Origin of the sequence: Achromobacter sp. D10 (assembly GCF_035282245.1) — a bacterium.
GTDB classification, from domain to species: Bacteria; Pseudomonadota; Gammaproteobacteria; order Burkholderiales; family Burkholderiaceae_B; genus Achromobacter; species Achromobacter insolitus.
The window spans coordinates 38,637-54,368 of record NZ_JAYJLE010000003.1 but is presented as its reverse complement, the minus strand read 5'-3'; the positions used below and the strand labels follow the sequence as shown (position 1 = coordinate 54,368).

The 15,732-nt window shown below is 65.8% G+C and carries 12 protein-coding genes; 4 read left to right on the top strand and 8 right to left on the bottom strand.

What is annotated here, in order from left to right; genetic code table 11:
- Positions 1 to 132: 132 nt before the first annotated feature.
- Complete coding sequence (locus VCS63_RS10470) at positions 133 to 891, top strand: outer membrane protein assembly factor BamD (RefSeq protein WP_232033895.1); 759 nt, start codon at positions 133 to 135, stop codon at positions 889 to 891.
- Between the two features lie 46 nt (positions 892 to 937).
- Here VCS63_RS10470 and VCS63_RS10465 read toward each other — a convergent pair whose 3' ends face one another.
- Positions 938 to 1,879, bottom strand: coding sequence for a GlxA family transcriptional regulator (locus tag VCS63_RS10465; protein ID WP_063641856.1), 942 nt, complete (start codon positions 1,877 to 1,879; stop codon positions 938 to 940).
- A gap of 98 nt (positions 1,880 to 1,977) precedes the next feature.
- On the opposite strand from VCS63_RS10465, the gene VCS63_RS10460 reads away from it, so the two are divergent.
- Entirely contained in the window at positions 1,978 to 3,189 is a 1,212-nt protein-coding gene (locus VCS63_RS10460; RefSeq protein ID WP_076815747.1) for an MFS transporter, read from the top strand.
- A 37-nt stretch (positions 3,190 to 3,226) separates the two neighbouring features.
- Here the strand turns inward: VCS63_RS10460 and VCS63_RS10455 are convergent, their stop codons facing one another.
- Positions 3,227 to 5,323: an ATP-dependent DNA helicase gene (locus VCS63_RS10455; protein WP_063641868.1), complete on the bottom strand. Its 2,097-nt coding sequence runs from the start codon at positions 5,321 to 5,323 to the stop codon at positions 3,227 to 3,229.
- Between the two features lie 216 nt (positions 5,324 to 5,539).
- On the opposite strand from VCS63_RS10455, the gene tex reads away from it, so the two are divergent.
- Together tex and VCS63_RS10445 are read left to right on the top strand one after the other, a co-directional pair.
- The gene (gene tex, locus VCS63_RS10450) at positions 5,540 to 7,909 is read left to right on the top strand and encodes an RNA-binding transcriptional accessory protein Tex (RefSeq protein WP_042792474.1); all 2,370 of its coding nucleotides are present in this window, start codon (positions 5,540 to 5,542) and stop codon (positions 7,907 to 7,909) included.
- A gap of 278 nt (positions 7,910 to 8,187) precedes the next feature.
- Positions 8,188 to 8,694: a hypothetical protein gene (locus VCS63_RS10445; protein ID WP_042792473.1), complete on the top strand. Its 507-nt coding sequence runs from the start codon at positions 8,188 to 8,190 to the stop codon at positions 8,692 to 8,694.
- A 29-nt stretch (positions 8,695 to 8,723) separates the two neighbouring features.
- On the opposite strand, the gene VCS63_RS10440 is transcribed toward VCS63_RS10445, so the two are convergent.
- The 6 genes from VCS63_RS10440 to VCS63_RS10415 all read right to left on the bottom strand — a co-directional run bounded on the left by VCS63_RS10440 (position 8,724) and on the right by VCS63_RS10415 (position 15,597).
- Complete coding sequence (locus VCS63_RS10440) at positions 8,724 to 10,073, bottom strand: tryptophan--tRNA ligase (protein WP_323879634.1); 1,350 nt, start codon at positions 10,071 to 10,073, stop codon at positions 8,724 to 8,726.
- A 56-nt stretch (positions 10,074 to 10,129) separates the two neighbouring features.
- On the bottom strand, positions 10,130 to 10,453 hold the full coding sequence (locus VCS63_RS10435; RefSeq protein WP_042792472.1) for a DUF3325 domain-containing protein: 324 nt from the start codon (positions 10,451 to 10,453) through the stop codon (positions 10,130 to 10,132).
- Entirely contained in the window at positions 10,450 to 12,123 is a 1,674-nt protein-coding gene (locus VCS63_RS10430) for a PepSY-associated TM helix domain-containing protein (protein WP_253637624.1), read from the bottom strand. Before VCS63_RS10430 ends, VCS63_RS10435 begins: the two co-directional genes overlap by 4 nt.
- Entirely contained in the window at positions 12,120 to 12,401 is a 282-nt protein-coding gene (locus tag VCS63_RS10425) for a DUF3649 domain-containing protein (protein ID WP_042792470.1), read from the bottom strand. The genes VCS63_RS10430 and VCS63_RS10425 overlap by 4 nt, the downstream gene beginning before the upstream one ends.
- Before the next feature lie 23 nt (positions 12,402 to 12,424).
- A complete protein-coding gene (locus VCS63_RS10420) occupies positions 12,425 to 13,057 on the bottom strand; it encodes a DUF4198 domain-containing protein (RefSeq protein ID WP_076815757.1) in 633 nt (210 codons plus the stop codon).
- 104 nt (positions 13,058 to 13,161) lie between these two features.
- Entirely contained in the window at positions 13,162 to 15,597 is a 2,436-nt protein-coding gene (locus VCS63_RS10415) for a TonB-dependent siderophore receptor (protein ID WP_323879898.1), read from the bottom strand.
- Positions 15,598 to 15,732 lie beyond the last annotated feature (135 nt).

Genomic DNA, 15,732 nt, shown 5'->3' with positions numbered 1-15,732 from the left:
CAAATCATATAATCAGCCTGCCATGCTAACACCAAGGATACGATTCTCGTGATTCACCACTCCGCAGCTCCCTCGAATCCCGCCTCCCGAAGCGGGCCGGTCTTGCGCGTGGTTATCGCGCTCTTTGCCGTGATGGTCATCGCCGGTTGCGGCTCGACCAACAGCAAATACGACAAGACCACCAACTGGAGCGCCGAACAGCTCTACGCGGACGCCAAGTCTGAAATGGCGTCGGGCGGCTGGAAGGAAGCGCGCGAGCGGCTGACCGCCATCGAAAGCCGCTATCCGTTCGGCGTCTATGCCCAGCAGGCCCTGCTTGAACTTGCCTACGTCAACTGGAAGGACGGCGAAAACGAACAGGCCCTGGCCGCGATCGACCGCTTCCAGCAGCTCTACCCCAACCACCCCGGCACCGATTACGCGCTCTACCTGAAGGGCCTGATCAACTTCACGCCGACCAGCGCCTTCATGAGCAGCATCACGGGCCAGGACCCGGCCGAGCGCGACCCCAAGGGCCTGCGTGCCTCCTACGATGCGTTCAACGAGCTGATCAAGCGCTACCCCGACAGCAAGTACACGCGTGACGCCGAACAGCGCGTCGCCTGGCTGGTCAACACCATCGCCATGAACGAAGTGCACGTCGCCCGCTACTACTACGAGCGCGGCGCCTACGTGGCCGCGGCCAACCGCGCACAGACCGTCATCACCGACTTCGAAGGCGCCCCCGCCACCGAAGAAGCGCTCTACCTGATGGTCGAGTCCTACGACAAGCTCGGCCTGACCGAACTGAAGAACGACTCGCAGCGCGTGTACGACAAGAACTTCCCCAACAGCGACTTCAAGACCAAGGGGCTGAAGGCCGACCGCAGCTGGTGGAATCCGTTCGACTGAACCGCCCTCGCCTTCCGAAAAAGCCCCTGCGCGACAGGGGCTTTTTTTATTGGGCCGCGCCGCGGCGCATGGCCTGGGGCGGCTGCCCGTAGATGCGCAGAAAGGCTCGGCGCATGCGCTCCGTATCGCCAAAGCCCACGCGCCGCGCAATGGCGTCCATGCCGGCCTCGCCCTCCTCCACCAGTTCGCGCGCCGCCTCGGCGCGCACCCGCTCTACCGCCTTGGCGGGCGTCTGGCCGGTTTCCTGCTTGAACTGACGGCAGAACTGGCGCGGACTCAGGCAGGCCACGCCGGCCAGGCGTTCGATGTCCAGGACTTCATCCAGGTGCTGGCCCACGTGGGCCAATACCTCGCGCATGCGTCCGCTGGGCGGCGCCAGATCCTGCAGCGCCGAGAACTGCGACTGCCCGCCGGTGCGCCGGTGATAGACCACCATTTCGCGGGCCGTGGCGCGGGCGACGGCCTCGCCGTGGTCCGCCTGCACCATGGCCAGCGCCAGGTCTATGCCGGCCGTAATTCCCGCCGACGTCCACACCGCCCCGTCCTCGACATAGATGCGATCCGCTTCCACCGCCAGGGCCGGATGGCGTTGCTGCAGCTCGGTGGCATGACGCCAGTGGGTGGTCACCCTGCGCCCGTGCAGGATGCCGGCCTGCGCCAGCACGAAAGCGCCCGTGCAAACGCTGGCGACTCGCCGGCCGCGCGCATGCGCGGCACGCAGATAGGCCAGCATGGCCGGCGCCGCCCGCGGCTCCCGCGCGCCCTGGCCGCCGGGCACCAGCACGGTATCGGCGCGCAGGCCGCGCCACGAACGGGTTAGCACGGGTACGCCGGCCGAACACCGGACCAGCCCGCCCTCGGCCGATGCCACGGCTACCTCATAAGCGCCCGGCACCAGCTCGGCGGCGATCTGGAAGACGGATAACGGCCCAGCCATATCCAGCAGCTGGAAGTCAGGGACGGGCAGGATGCAGACGCGATGGGGCATAGCGGAGGTCTATGGCAAGAAACGAGGGAAAATAGTCATTCCTGCCAGAGTTTCCGACGCTAGAGTGGGGCCTGTCAATCCTTCGGACGTTCACCGTCATGACCTCCTCCTCGCGCGGCCTGCGCAATGCCCGCATCCTCGCCATCTGCCAAGGCCTGTACATCGCGGCCATCTCCATCGACCTCACGTTGACGGCCTTGACGGGCCAGATGCTGGCGCCGCATCCGGCGTTGGCGACGCTGCCTTTTGCGCTGATAACGGTGGCGGGCGCCGCGGTCACCTGGTATGCGTCATTGCTCATGCAACGCATCGGCCGCCGCGCGGGCTTCATGCTGGGTTCGCTGGCCGGCGCGGTCGGCGGGCTGATCTCCGTAGCCGCGGTCTTTGCCAGCGATTTCTGGCTCTTCTGCCTGGGCACGGCGCTGGTCGGCGTGTTCCAGGCCTTTGCTCAGTATTACCGCCTGGCCGCCGCCGATGCCGTGCCTGCCGAAGCCAAAAGCCGCGCCATCTCCGTAGTGTTGACGGGCGGCGTCATCGCCGCGATCGCGGGGCCCGCCCTGGCGGCCTGGGCCAAGGACCTCTTTCCTGCGGCGATCTTTTCCGGCGCCTACCTGATGGTGGGGCTGCTGGGAGCGGCCAGCGCGCTGCTGCTCGTGGCCTACCGGGACCAGGAGGGCGATGGCGGCCAGTCCGCCGATGCGCAGGGCACGGGCCTGCCGGCCCGTCCCTTGGGCGAGGTCATGCGGCAACCCATCTTCGTGGCGGCCCTGGCCAACAATGTCGTAGGGTCGGTCTCGATGATGTTCATCATGACGGCCGCGCCGCTGGCTGCCGTCGCCTGCCAGCACAGCATCGCGGACGGAGCCAGCATCATGCAGTGGCATCTCATCGGCATGTATGCCCCGGCCTTCTTCGCGGGCGCGCTGATCAATCGGCTCGGGCTGCCGCGCGTGCTCGGCCTGGGCATGGCGCTGAACGCGGCCTGCTCGTTGATCGCCATGCAATCGACTTCGCTTGCCGCGTTTCATGCGGCGCTGTTCTGTCTGGGAGTCGGCTGGAACTTCATGTTCGTCGGCGGCACCACATTGCTGGCCCAGTCCTACCGCCCCGCCGAGCGCGCCCGCGTGCAAGGGGCCGCCGAAATGCTGCGCTATGCCACCACGGCGCTGGCCACGCTGGCCGCCGGACCGGCCCTGGCGCGTATGGGTTGGGAAACGCTGAATGCCGCCATGCTGCCCATCGTGGGCCTGGCCGCGCTCATGACGGGCTGGTGGGCCTTGTCGCGCAGAGGCGAACGAGCCGTCGCCTGAACAAACCGATGCAAGACCTGCCCAGACAAGGCCGCGTTCAGTCCTGCGGCTCTTGCTTGCGCCGGTAGAAGGCCAGCACTTCTTCCAGTTCGCGGGTTCGCGCGAACGGCGGCAGCCCCCGCCACAGCCGCTTGCCATAAGGTTTTTCGACCAGGCGCGCGTCACCCACCATCAGCACGCCCCAGTCCGATTCCGTACGGATCAGGCGGCCCGCGCCCTGCTTGAGCGAGATAGCCGCTTCCGGAAGCTGATATTCGGCAAAAGGATTGCCCCCGTGCGCGCGGCATGCACGCAACCGCGCCTCGATGACCGGGTCATCGGGCGGAGCAAACGGCAGCTTGTCGATCGCCACCAGCGTCAGCACGTCGCCGGGCAGGTCGATGCCTTCCCAGAAACTGGCGCTGCCCACCAGCACCGGGTGCTCCAGCTTGCAGAAACGGTCGAGCAGGTCTCGGCGCGTGCCCTCGCCCTGCTTCAGCAAGGGCCATTCGTGTCCGGCATCGTCGAAGGCGTCGGCCAGCAGATTCGCGACTTTGTCTACCGCGCGCAGGGTCGTGCACAGTACCAGCGTGCCGCCCGGACTCGCCTCCAGCAGCGGCATCAGCGTCTGGACGAAACGGTCGAGGAACTGCGGCGATTGCGGCTCGGGCATGCCGCGCGGCACGAACAGCAAGGCTTGTTCGGGGTAGTCGAAGGGCGATTCCCACTTGCCCGTGCGCGCCTTGTCCAGCCCCAGCTGGCTGGTGAAGTGCGTGAATTCGCCGTTCACGGACAAAGTGGCCGAGGTCATGATCCAGGCCTGGCCCGGCTTGCGGTATTTGGAGAAAGCCTGGGCCACCGACAGTGGCGCGGAATGCAGGCGCACATGGTGCTGACCGTGTTCGACCCAACGGACCGCCGGCCCCGTCCACTGATCCGCGGCGGCAGCGCCTTCCAGGAGGGCGGCGGGCGTAGGCAACCCGTCTCCCAACGCCGATTGCACTGCGGGCTCGGGCGCCTGGTCGTCGCGGCCCCAGCCTTCATCGAAGTGGTCCGCGGCTGCGCGGCCGGGAGTGGCCCAGCGCTTGAGCCGCACCGAAATCTCGGCGCCGCTGCGCGCGGCCGCCATCAGGTCCGGATGCTTTTCGGCTACCGCGCCCAACGCCTTTGCCGCGCTGTCCACGGCCTCGCGCAGCGCCAACAGCGCCACATCGAATTCCTCGGGATTGGGAATGGCTTCGAAGGTGGCCTTGCGGCCCGGCATCCGGTCCAGCGGAGCACAGACCAGGCGGAGTTCGCGCGCCGCCGTTTCCACATGGCGGCTGACGTCGCTCCATTTGGCGGCCTCGCGGGCATAGGCCAGGCCGGCGGCTTCCATCGCGCGGCCGAAATCCAGCAGTTGATGCGTGGACACGCTGCTGCCCAGGAAGCGCGTGGCAGTGTCGGGCAACTGGTGCGCTTCGTCGAAAATCACGGTATCCGCTTCGGGCAGCAGGTCGGTCACGCCCTCTTCGCGCAGCACCAGGTCCGCCATGAACAGCGCGTGGTTGACGACGACCACGTCGGCTTCCTGTGCCTGGCGGCGAGCCTTCACCACGAAACAATCGCGGATGCGCGGGCACTCCTGGCCCAGGCAATTCTCGCGCGTGGACGTAACGCGCTGCCAGATGTCGGCGTCTTCAGGCACCTGCGCGAGATCGCCGCGATCCCCGGTCTTTGAAATGCCGGCAAATACCTGGATCTGGCGCAGCTGCTGGATCTCGGTGCGGGACTTCAGGGCGCGCTCGTCGCCCTGCAGGCGATCCAGGTGGTAATGACAAACATAGTTGCCGCGCCCCTTTAGCAGCGCGGCGGTCACTGGCGCGGCCAAGGCCGCGCGCACGCGCGGCAGGTCGCGGGCGAAAAGCTGATCCTGCAGGGTACGGGTACCCGTGGAAATCAGCACCTTGCCGCCCTGGATGAAGGCGGGTACAAGATAGGCCCAGGTCTTGCCGATGCCGGTGCCCGCCTCGGCCACCAGCGTGGCGCGGTCCTGGATGGCCTGGCCGATGGCCTGCGAGAGTTCCACCTGCGAGGGTCGCGGCTTGTAGCCGGGCAGGGCCGTGGCCAATGGCCCGTCCGCGTCGAAGAATTCGGAGATATCCAGGTCCAGCATAGCGAGTCAACGGTGAACCGGTGCCGGTTACGGTTCGGGCGCCAGACACTTGTGTGGGAAAGGACCAAATGATACCCGCTACGCGGCAGGCCCTCGCTCCGGATTGGCCGCTATCGTGCTCCAAGGGGGACATATCCGCCCACCCCTGGCACGTTTTGTAACAGCGGCTTATGGCACAATCCGCCCCTTGTTTTTCCTTTTTGTCGTCGTATCGAGATGTCTGAAACTTCCGCTATCACGAACGTCGCCGCCGGCGTCGACAACGCCCGCATCGTCGCGCAGCTCGCTACCGAGCTTGGCGCGCGCGCCTCCCAGATCGCTTCGGCGGTGGAACTGCTGGATGACGGCGCCACCGTGCCGTTCATCGCCCGCTATCGCAAGGAAGCCACTGGCGGCCTGGACGATACCGTGCTGCGCAATCTCGAAGTGCGCCTGGGCTATCTGCGCGAACTCGAAGAACGCCGAGGAGCCATTCTTGAATCCATTTCGCAGCAGGGCAAGCTGACGCCCGAGCTGCAACAGGAAATCGGCGCGGCAGACACCAAGCAGCGCCTGGAAGACCTGTATGCGCCCTACAAGCCCAAGCGCCGCACGCGGGCCCAGATCGCCCGCGAAGCGGGACTGGAGCCGCTGGCCGACGGCATCCTCGCCGATCCGGGCTGCGATCCCGCCACGCTGGCGGCGCAGTACCTGAATCCCGAAGCATCCATCAACGACGCCAAGGCCGCCCTCGACGGCGCGCGCGACATCCTCGCCGAGCGCTACGCGGAAAACGCGGACCTCCTGGCCGACCTGCGCGAACATCTGTGGTCCACCGGCCTGATCTACTCCAAGATGGTCGAAGGCAAGGAAACCGAAGGCGCCAACTTCCGCGACTGGTTCGACTTCAACGAGCCGCTGCGCACCCTGCCCTCGCACCGTATCCTGGCGCTGTTGCGCGGCCGCCAGCAAGGCGTGCTGGAACTGCGCCTGGGCCTGGAAGCCGAGCTCGAAGCGCAGACCCCGCATCCCTGCGTGGCCCGCATCGCCAGCTTCCTGAAGCTGGGCAACGGGCTGTTCGGATTGGATGCCACGCCGCGCGCCCGCTGGCTTGGCGAAGTCTGCCGCTGGACCTGGCGCGTGAAGCTGCTGACGGCGTTTGAAAGCGAGCTGATCGGCCGCCTGCGCGAAAGCGGCGAAGCCGAAGCCATCCGCGTGTTCGCCGCCAACCTGAAAGACCTGCTGCTGGCCGCTCCCGCCGGTCCCAAGGCCGTGCTGGGTCTGGATCCGGGCATCCGCACCGGCTGCAAGGTCGCCGTGATCGACCAGACCGGCAAGGTCGTGGACACGACCACCGTCTATCCGTTCGAACCCCGCCGTGACCGCGACGGCACCATCAACACGCTGGCCGCCCTGGTCGCGCGCCACAAGGTCGACCTGATCGCCATCGGCAACGGCACCGCTTCGCGCGAAAGCGAAAAGCTGGTGGGCGACATGATGGAACGCTTCCCGGACCTGAAGGTCACCCGCGTGGTGGTCTCCGAAGCCGGCGCGTCCGTCTATTCCGCCTCTGAAACCGCCGCGCAGGAATTCCCCGACCTGGACGTGACGCTGCGCGGCGCCGTATCCATCGCGCGCCGCCTGCAGGATCCACTGGCCGAACTGGTCAAGATCGATCCCAAGGCCATCGGCGTCGGTCAGTACCAGCACGACGTCAACCAGCGCGAGCTGGCGCGTTCGCTGGACGCCGTGGTCGAGGATTGCGTGAACGCCGTGGGCGTGGACGTGAACACCGCATCCGCGGCGCTGCTGGCCCGTGTTTCAGGCCTGAATTCGTTGCTCGCCAAGAACATCGTCTCCTGGCGCGACGAGAATGGCGCCTTCCCGACTCGCGAGTTCCTGCGCAAGGTGCCGCGCTTCGGCGACAAGGCATTCGAACAGGCCGCCGGCTTCCTGCGCATTCCCAACGGCGAAAATCCGCTGGACGCTTCGTCGGTCCACCCGGAAGCCTATCCGGTGGTGGAACGCATCGTCGCCAAGATCAAGGCTGAGGTGAAGCAGATCATCGGCCAGCGCGAAGCCCTCAAAGGCGTGTCGCCGTCCGACTTCACCGACGAACGCTTCGGCCTGCCTACGGTGCGGGACATCTTTGCCGAACTCGAAAAGCCCGGCCGTGATCCCCGTCCGGAGTTCAAGACGGCGCAATTCAAGGAAGGCGTTGAAACCCTGAACGACCTGTATCCGGGCATGGTGCTGGAAGGCGTCGTGACCAACGTGGCCAACTTCGGCGCGTTCGTCGACATCGGCGTGCACCAGGACGGCCTGGTCCACATTTCGGCTTTGGCCGAGAAGTTCGTAAAGGATCCCCGCGACGTCGTGCGCGTGGGCCAGACGGTCAGCGTGAAGGTGCTGGAAGTGGACGTCGCGCGCAAACGTGTCGCCCTGACCATGCGCCTGAACGATACCGCGGCGCCTGCGCGGCGCAGCGGCGACGCCCCCAAGGGCGGCGATCGCAACCGTCGCCCGCAGGGCGATGGTGGCCGTGGCAATGCCGGCGGCGGCATGAATAGCGCCATGGCGGATGCTTTCGCCAAGCTCAAGCGCTAGGCCCCTGGCCTTTGCCCCCAAAAAAAACGGCGCCTCGTGCGCCGTTTTTTTTCCCTAGGGCTTACCCGTAAAGAGAGGCCTTGCTTGCGTTCTCTCAAGCCATGACGGGTAAAAATGATAGAAAATATCTAATTGTGTCCAAATACTAAAACCCGCGGTACGCAGCCGCCAAGCCGACACAAGCCCATGAGCAGGCGAACCATGGCGCCCAGCGCCTGCCCGGGAGCAGCACAAGAACAACAGCGCCCCGCCCCGACCGACCGGAGATCCACCCCGCCATGCCCAATTCCATCACGCTTGCCGCCAACGAAACGGCAACCATCACCACCAAGGAAGCCAGTGCCAGCGGCGTCTACAGCGAAATTACCCTGGGCCAGTATTCGCATCTGCTTGTCGACGGCGCCGAAGTGACCTTCAAGCACATCACGCTGGAAAGGCTGGGCAGTCGCATCATCGAGCTGCAAAACGGCGCGCAGTTGCATGTGGGCGCGCTGGGCTTCGCGAGCATGGGCGCCAGCATCGTCTACCGTATCGGCGCGGGTTGCGCGCTGACCTTCGATGCCAGCCAATGGGACCCGGAAGTGGTGGCCAACACCACCTTCGATTTCGCCAGCCAAGGCAGCGGCACGCTGAAGTACTTTCCGTTCATCAATCCGGAATGGCTGGATTGCCCCAACGTCACGGGCTACACAGAAGGCGATATGCTCGAAATCGCCGGCCAAGGCAGCGCGCAGCGCTTCCACGTGCGCGATGGGCGCATCGTGGCAAACGCCCGCGCCGCCTGACAGGCCTGGCCGGCTGCTGCGGCCGCCGCCTATTCCTGCGAAAGCGACGACAGCGCCGCGCGCGCGCGCGCCAGCGAGGCGCCGGAGCCGTCCTGGGCGCCCGCAGGCGCAGTCGCCACGGCCACCCCGTCGATCATGGCGGAATAACCTTGCCCGTCGGCCTGGAGCACCGTCTCCGCCGGTTCAGATTGCAGGCGGCGCATCAGGGCGCCCGCCTCCTTGGGATCGGCGAAGCGCTGCGACAGCAGCAATTCCTCGCCGTCCGCGCCCAACAGGCGGAAACGGAAGCTGCCGTCATCGTCCCGGAAACTGACGAAACGCGCGCCCTTGCCCTTTTCTTTCTTGGGTTGCACGGACGGGGCCTGCGCAGCCTGCAGGTTGCGCAGGCCCACGGCCTGGCGCAGCTCCTGCATGAAGGGGGTTGCCAGCTTGCGCGCCTTGGCGGCGCCGGCCTGCAGGATGTCTTCGATGCGGCCGGGGTTGGCCATCAGGTCGAAGTACTTTTCGCGCATGGGCGCCAGCAGATTCTCAAGGTGGTCGTACAGCGCCTGCTTGGCCTCGCCCCAGCCCATGCCCTCTTCGAGCTGCTTGCGCAGCGCGGCAGCCTGTTCATGCGTGGCGAAGGCGCGGTAGATCGTGTACAGGTGCGAATTTTCGGCGTCCTTGGGCTCGCCCGGCGCGCGCGAATCGGTGACGATGCGCATCACTGCCGCGCGCAACGCGCTGGCACCACCTTCGAACAGCGGGATGGTGTTGTTGTAGCTCTTGGACATCTTGCGGCCATCCAAGCCGGGCAAGGTCGCCACGTCTTCTTCGATCACGACTTCCGGCAGTGTGAAGTAATCGCGGCCGTACAGGTGATTGAAGCGTTGAGCGATGTCGCGTGCCATTTCCAGGTGCTGGATCTGGTCGCGGCCCACGGGCACCTTGTTGGCATTGAACATGACGATGTCCGCGGCCATCAGCACTGGATACGAGAACAAACCCATCGTGACCCCGTCATCCGGCTCCAGGCCTTTCTCGGTGTTCTGGTCCACCGACGCCTTGTATGCGTGCGCACGGTTCATCAACCCCTTGGCGGTGACGCAATTCAGCAGCCAGGTCAGTTCGGGAATTTCGGGGATGTCCGACTGGCGGTAGAAGGTCACGCGCTCGTGGTCCAGACCCACGGCCAGCCAGGTCGCGGCGATTTCAAGGCGCGAACGGGCCACGCGCGCGGGGTCGTCGCACTTGATGAGGGCGTGGTAATCCGCCATGAAGAAGAATGCGTCCACGCCGGGCTGCGCGCTGGCCTGAACGGCGGGCCGGATTGCGCCCGCGTAGTTGCCAAGGTGGGGAGTTCCAGAAGTGGTGATGCCGGTGAGGACGCGGGTATTCATGAGAGACAGAGGCGTTTGCTGGAAGAAACGTCCAGTGTAACGTGCCGGACGCGCGCCTACAGGACCGCCAGGACGGGAGCCGCCAGGGCACACAAGCCACCGGCGGTCAGCGCAGCGCGCGGCCGGAACGTCAGGAACCAGATCAGCAGCAGCCCGGCGATGCTGAGAATGCCAATCCACTCGACGGTGCCGTAGCTCCATCCCCAGACCGCCGCCGAGGCGCATAGGGACAAGGCCAGAGCGATCCAGCCGAACAGGCGCAATGGCAGCCGGTGGCGGCGCGGCAAGGCCCGGTCGAACAGGTCTTCATAGTGACGGTCCATTCCCAGGCACAGCGCCGAGAAGCCGGCATAGGCCAGGCAGAAGGCGGCAAGCGTCATGGCGTATCCCCTCTTGGTTCGTAGGCGCCCTGTCGCGGCCCCATGTCGGACTGGGCCACGGATTGAACTGCCTGTTGGACGGCAGGTTTGGCCACGGGCCTGGCTGCGGGGCGCCCCTTGGCGGGCGCCTTGGCTGCGCGCGCAGCCTTGCGGGCCATCCAGGCCAGCAGCAGCGCCCCGGCCAGGCAGGTCAGATCAAAGCCCGCCATGACCCAATCGCCCGCGGGCAGCGACACGCCCAGGTGACGCGAGGTCGTCAAGGCATTGACCACGGGCACCAGCGCGAGCGTGGCCGCCGCGGCAGCCAGCAAGTCGCGCCACTTGCGGTGCTGAAACAGGAACGCATAAACCAGCGACAGGCCCCAGACGGCAAAGAATGCGCGCGTTTCCCAGAGCTGCCTGCCCGGCATGTCGGCGGGCAGCAGGCGGTTGGCCCAAAAGAAAGCGGCCACAGAGATGAACAGCCCCGCCACGGTTCCGGCATTGAGCGCGTCCACCAGGCGCAGCGAAAACGCTTCGCGGGCGCCTGGCCGCGCCTTCTGGCGCCGCTTGGCGATCCACAGGACCAGGCCCGTTCCTACCATGCCCGTGCCCGCCAGGCTGACCAGGAAATAGAGCCAGCGCAGCAACGGTTCGGCAAACAGGCCCAGATGCAGGCCGGTTATCACGCCCGCAGTGCGCACGGTGGCGCTCAGTTCGTCCTCGCCTTCCTGCAGCGCGCCGGTCACCCCGTCAAAGCGCATGTACGGCGCCAGGCGGCCATAGGAGACGCCATCGGCCGCATCGCGCACCAGGGTCACGGTGGCGCCGGCGTCGCCGGGATGATTGACGGTGACGCGGCCCACGCGGCCTTGCCAGTGCTCCTGCGCCTGCGCCACCAGTGGCGCCAATGGAACCAGCGGCGCGGGCTCGTTGCGCGCGGGCGCGATCTTGAAGGCTTTGAAAACGTCGTCGGAATACTGGCGCGGATTCTCGTAGACGGCCAGGATGCCGGCCGGCATCAGCATGGCCATGAACAGCACCAACCCGCTGAAGGTAATCATCAGGTGAAACGGCAGCCCCAGCACCGACAAGGCATTGTGGCCGTCCATCCAGGCGCGCTGCCCGCCCTTCCTGGGCCGGAAAGTGAAGAAGTCCGTGAAGATCTTCTTATGGGTAATGATGCCGCTGATGATGGCCACCAGCATGAACATGCCCGCGATGCTGGCCAGCCAGCGCCCCCACGGAAACGCGGTTTCAAGTTCGAAATGGAAACGGTAGAAAAAGTCGCCGCCGCGCGTCTGGCGCGCGGTCACGGCCTCGCCGGTGGCCGGGTCCAGTTTCACGCGCACAAAGCCGCGCTCGCCCGGCTTGGGCTTGGGCGACTGATAAAGCAATTGAATGAGCGGTTCGCGGTCGGACGGTGGCGTAATGAACCAGCGCGTGGCATCGGAGGCATGCTCGCTCAGGTAGCGCTGTGCGGCGGCCACGGATTGCGCCGCGGACGCCGGCCGAGTCTGGATCTCGGGCTGCATCCAGCTTGTGATTTCGGGTCGGAAGAACGCCAGCGTGCCGGTCAGGAACATCGCGAACAGCACCCAGCCGAAGATCAGTCCCGACCACGTATGCAGCCAGGACATGGATTGGCGCAGGCCTTCTTCGCCTTGCGCCTTTTCCCCTTTCGCCTTCATGCCGCCCCCATAGCGCGGCCGATCGCGAACAGGCCGCCCAGCAACGCGGAGGGCAGCAGCACGCCCGCCCAGGCGCGCCAGGCGTTGCGGGTGGCAAAGACCCAGATCACGCCGCAGGCGTAGAACACGAAGGACAGCATCTGTGCCGTGACCACGGCGTCCGGCCGCCGCAAGGGCAGCCAGATCGCGAGGCAGGCGGCGGCGGCCGACGCCAAGACATAGCCGCCCAGGATGGCGGCGGTCGCCCTGGAAAAGACGGCCAGACGGTAGCGCATCATGCCTGCGCCGGCTGCGGGAGCTTTCACTGGGATACGTTGAAGGTCAGGGTGGAAACGTAACGGATCTTGGCGTAGGCCTTGCCATCGGCCTCACCCGCCTTGTCTTCGACGTGGGCGGCTTCCAGGACGTACTGGCCGGGCCACGGCGTGGTGATTTCGATGCGGCCGTTCTCATCGCTGTGGAAGCGCTTCTCCCACTTGGGCGGGCCGAACACGGTGACTTCCGTTTTCGCCAGCGGCTTGCCCTTGAACTGCAGGACGAAGGCGTTGCCACCGGCCGAGACCGGCACCAGTTCCAGGTCCAGCTTGCCCTCGGTGTCCGCGCGGCCAGCCTTGGCGCCGTATTGCACCAGCGTGTCCTTGAACTGATAGGGCTGGCGCAGGCGCACGTCGCCTTTGCCCGCCGCCGCGAATTCGAGGAAATCCGCGCCCTCGCCCGATGCCTTCAGCGCCTTGCCGTCGGCGCCGGTGACGACCGGCGCGACCATGATCTTGCCGAGCAGACCGTCGCGCTTTTCGCGCAGATCATCCGCCCACTCCCCGAAATACGCCTTGGCCGGTCCCTCGGCGCTGCGTTCCAGCCAAACGAAATGCGCCTGCGCGGCGCCCGCCGTACCCAGAAGGGCAAGAGCGGCCAAGGTTCTTGCGAATGTCATTGTTGATTTCCTTTAGAGGACCGGATCGGAGCCCGCCCCGCGGCCAGGGCCCGATTCGGAGGTTTTAAATTATAACCATTCTCACTTCGAAATAGCGCTAGGTCTTACCAGCGATAGCGCAAGCTCGCCTTGATCGAGCGTTGATAGCCATACCAGCACCAGGAATCGCCCGAGCACGACGCGATGTATTCCTTGTCGAACAGGTTCTGCACGTTCAACGCCACCTGCATGCCCTTGAGCGAGGGCGAAGCGCGGCCCAGGTCGTAGTCCAGCATCAAGTCGAACAGCGTGACCGACGGCACCTTCAGGGTGTTGGTTTCGTTCGCGTACGACGAGCCGATGTAACGCACACCGCCTCCCACGCCCATGCCCGCCAAGGGACCGTCCTGCAGCTGGTAACGGGCCCAGGCGGAAGCCTGTTGCGAAGGCACGCCCACGGGCGTCTTGCCTTTCAGGTTCAGGCCCGCGGTGTTGGGATAGGCTTTGGAATACTCGTTGTCCATCAACGAATACGCCGCAACCAGCGTCAACCCGCGCATGGGCTCGGTCTTGGCTTCGAGTTCGATGCCCTGCGTGCGCAGTTCGCCAGCCTGGATGGAGCAGCGCCCGCCGGCCGTGCCGCAGATGTGCGTCGGATCCGGATCGGTGGTCGTCATGTTCTCGCGGCGGATGTCGAATGCCGCGACCGACAGCAGCGTAGCGCTGCCCGGCGGTTGATACTTGATGCCGACCTCGTACTGATTGCCTTCGATGGGCTTGAACGGCTTGTTCTGCCAGCCGGTTCCGGACTGCGGCTCGAACGATTCCGAATAGCTGAAGTACGGCGCCACGCCATTGTCGAAGTTGTAGATCACGCCCAGGCGGCCAGAGAATTTCTCCGCGTCCAGTGAAGACGGCGTGACGCGCCCGGTGGCAAGCGCAGTGGTCTCGCCCACCGTGCGCGACCAGTCGTAGCGGCCGCCCAGCAATACCGAAAGGCGGTCGATCTTGATCTGATCCTGGAAGTACAACCCGGTCTGATACTGCTTGGACGTCGCGTCCGACGAGAAGGCCGGCGTCGGAATGTTCTGATGATTGTCGGGATTCAACACGTCCAGAGCGGGTGCGGTTCCGAAGCCGGACAGCGTGTCTGTCTTGACGTGCTGGTAGTCAAAGCCCAGCAGCGCAGTGTGGGCGAACCGGCCGGTGTTAAAGCGCGCCTGCAGATTGTTGTCCAGGGTCAGTGCACCCACGTCCACATCGGTCGCGATCGACGCGCGCTGCTGGTAGCGGTAGGTATTGTCGGTGTAGCCGTAGTTGTTCGTCATCGCGCCATAGACGCTGCGGTACTTCGCTTCCGAACGCGTCCAGCGCAGGCTCTGCGAGGCCTTGAAGGTATCGTTGAAGCGGTGGTCCAGCACATAGCCCAGCGAATAGCTCTTGCGGTCGCTCTTCTCGAAGTTGGCGTCGCCGTCGTAATAGTCCGCCGGCAGGCGGATGCCATCGGGCGCGGAAAGCAGCGTGCGCATGGACGACACGCTGCCATAGGACCCCATGTCGGGATCATGCTGGAAGTTCGTCAACACGGTCAGCGTCGTGTCGCCGCTGGGCTTCCAGGTAAAGGCCGGCGATACAAAGTAGCGGCGCTCCTTGGTGTCTTTCACCTGGCCGTCGGACATGTACCCCGAACCGACCAGGCGATACAGGAACTTGCCCTCGTCATCCACGGGGCCACCAAAATCGAAGTTGGCGCGGCGGTAGTCATAGTTGCCCACCTGCACCTCGACTTCCCGCAGCGTCTCTTCCAGCGGGCGCTTGCTGACCTGGTTGACCACACCACCCGGACCGCCTTGGCCGTACATGACCGAGGCAGGCCCCTTCAGCACGTCCACGCGCTCCAGGCGATAGGCGTCCACCTGCGGCAAGGCGTCCCGCCCGCCGAAGACCCGCAGGCCGTCCAGGTAGGTCGACGCCGAGAAGCCGCGCACGCTGAACTGGTCCAGACGCGTAGCGGTGGCGCCGCGCGACTCCGTGGCGACGCCCGCGGTATAGCGCAGCACCTGGTTAAGGGTCTGCGCGCCCTGCTCCGTCATCTGCTCGCGCGTGACCACGGAGATCGATTGCGGCGTTTCGATCAATGGGGTGTCGGTCTTGGTGGCGCTGGCGCTCACTGTCGCCACATAGCCGGCCGTCGCTATGGCGCTCTCGGACATGCCCGACACCGTCACTGGCGCCAGCGTGGGCGTATCGCCCGCAGGCGCCGTCACCTGCACCAGCGTCCAGGTATTGCCCGATTGCGCGCGCGCCTGCAGGCCGCTGCCCGCCAGGATGCGGGCAAAGCCGGCGCCCACCGAGTAGGCGCCTTGCAACCCATCGGAATGGCGTCCGCGGACCAATGCCGGGTCGAAGGACAGGACGACACCGGCGCTGCGCGCGAATTGCGTCAGGGCATCGGCCAAAGAGCCGGCAGCGATCTGGTAGCTGTGCTGCGCGTATCCTGAGGCGGACGCCGACTGAGCCCAGGCCTGCGGCATGCCGGCGGCGAGCCCGCCCGCCCACATGGCGGCCAGCACGGCGATGCGGCCGGCGGACAAGGGGGCGCGCAAGCGCGAGTGAGATGAAGCGGACACAAAAATCTCCCTGTACGGTGGTATCTATCCGTGCCTTCCGTACGGGATCCGAAAACCTGCAATGCG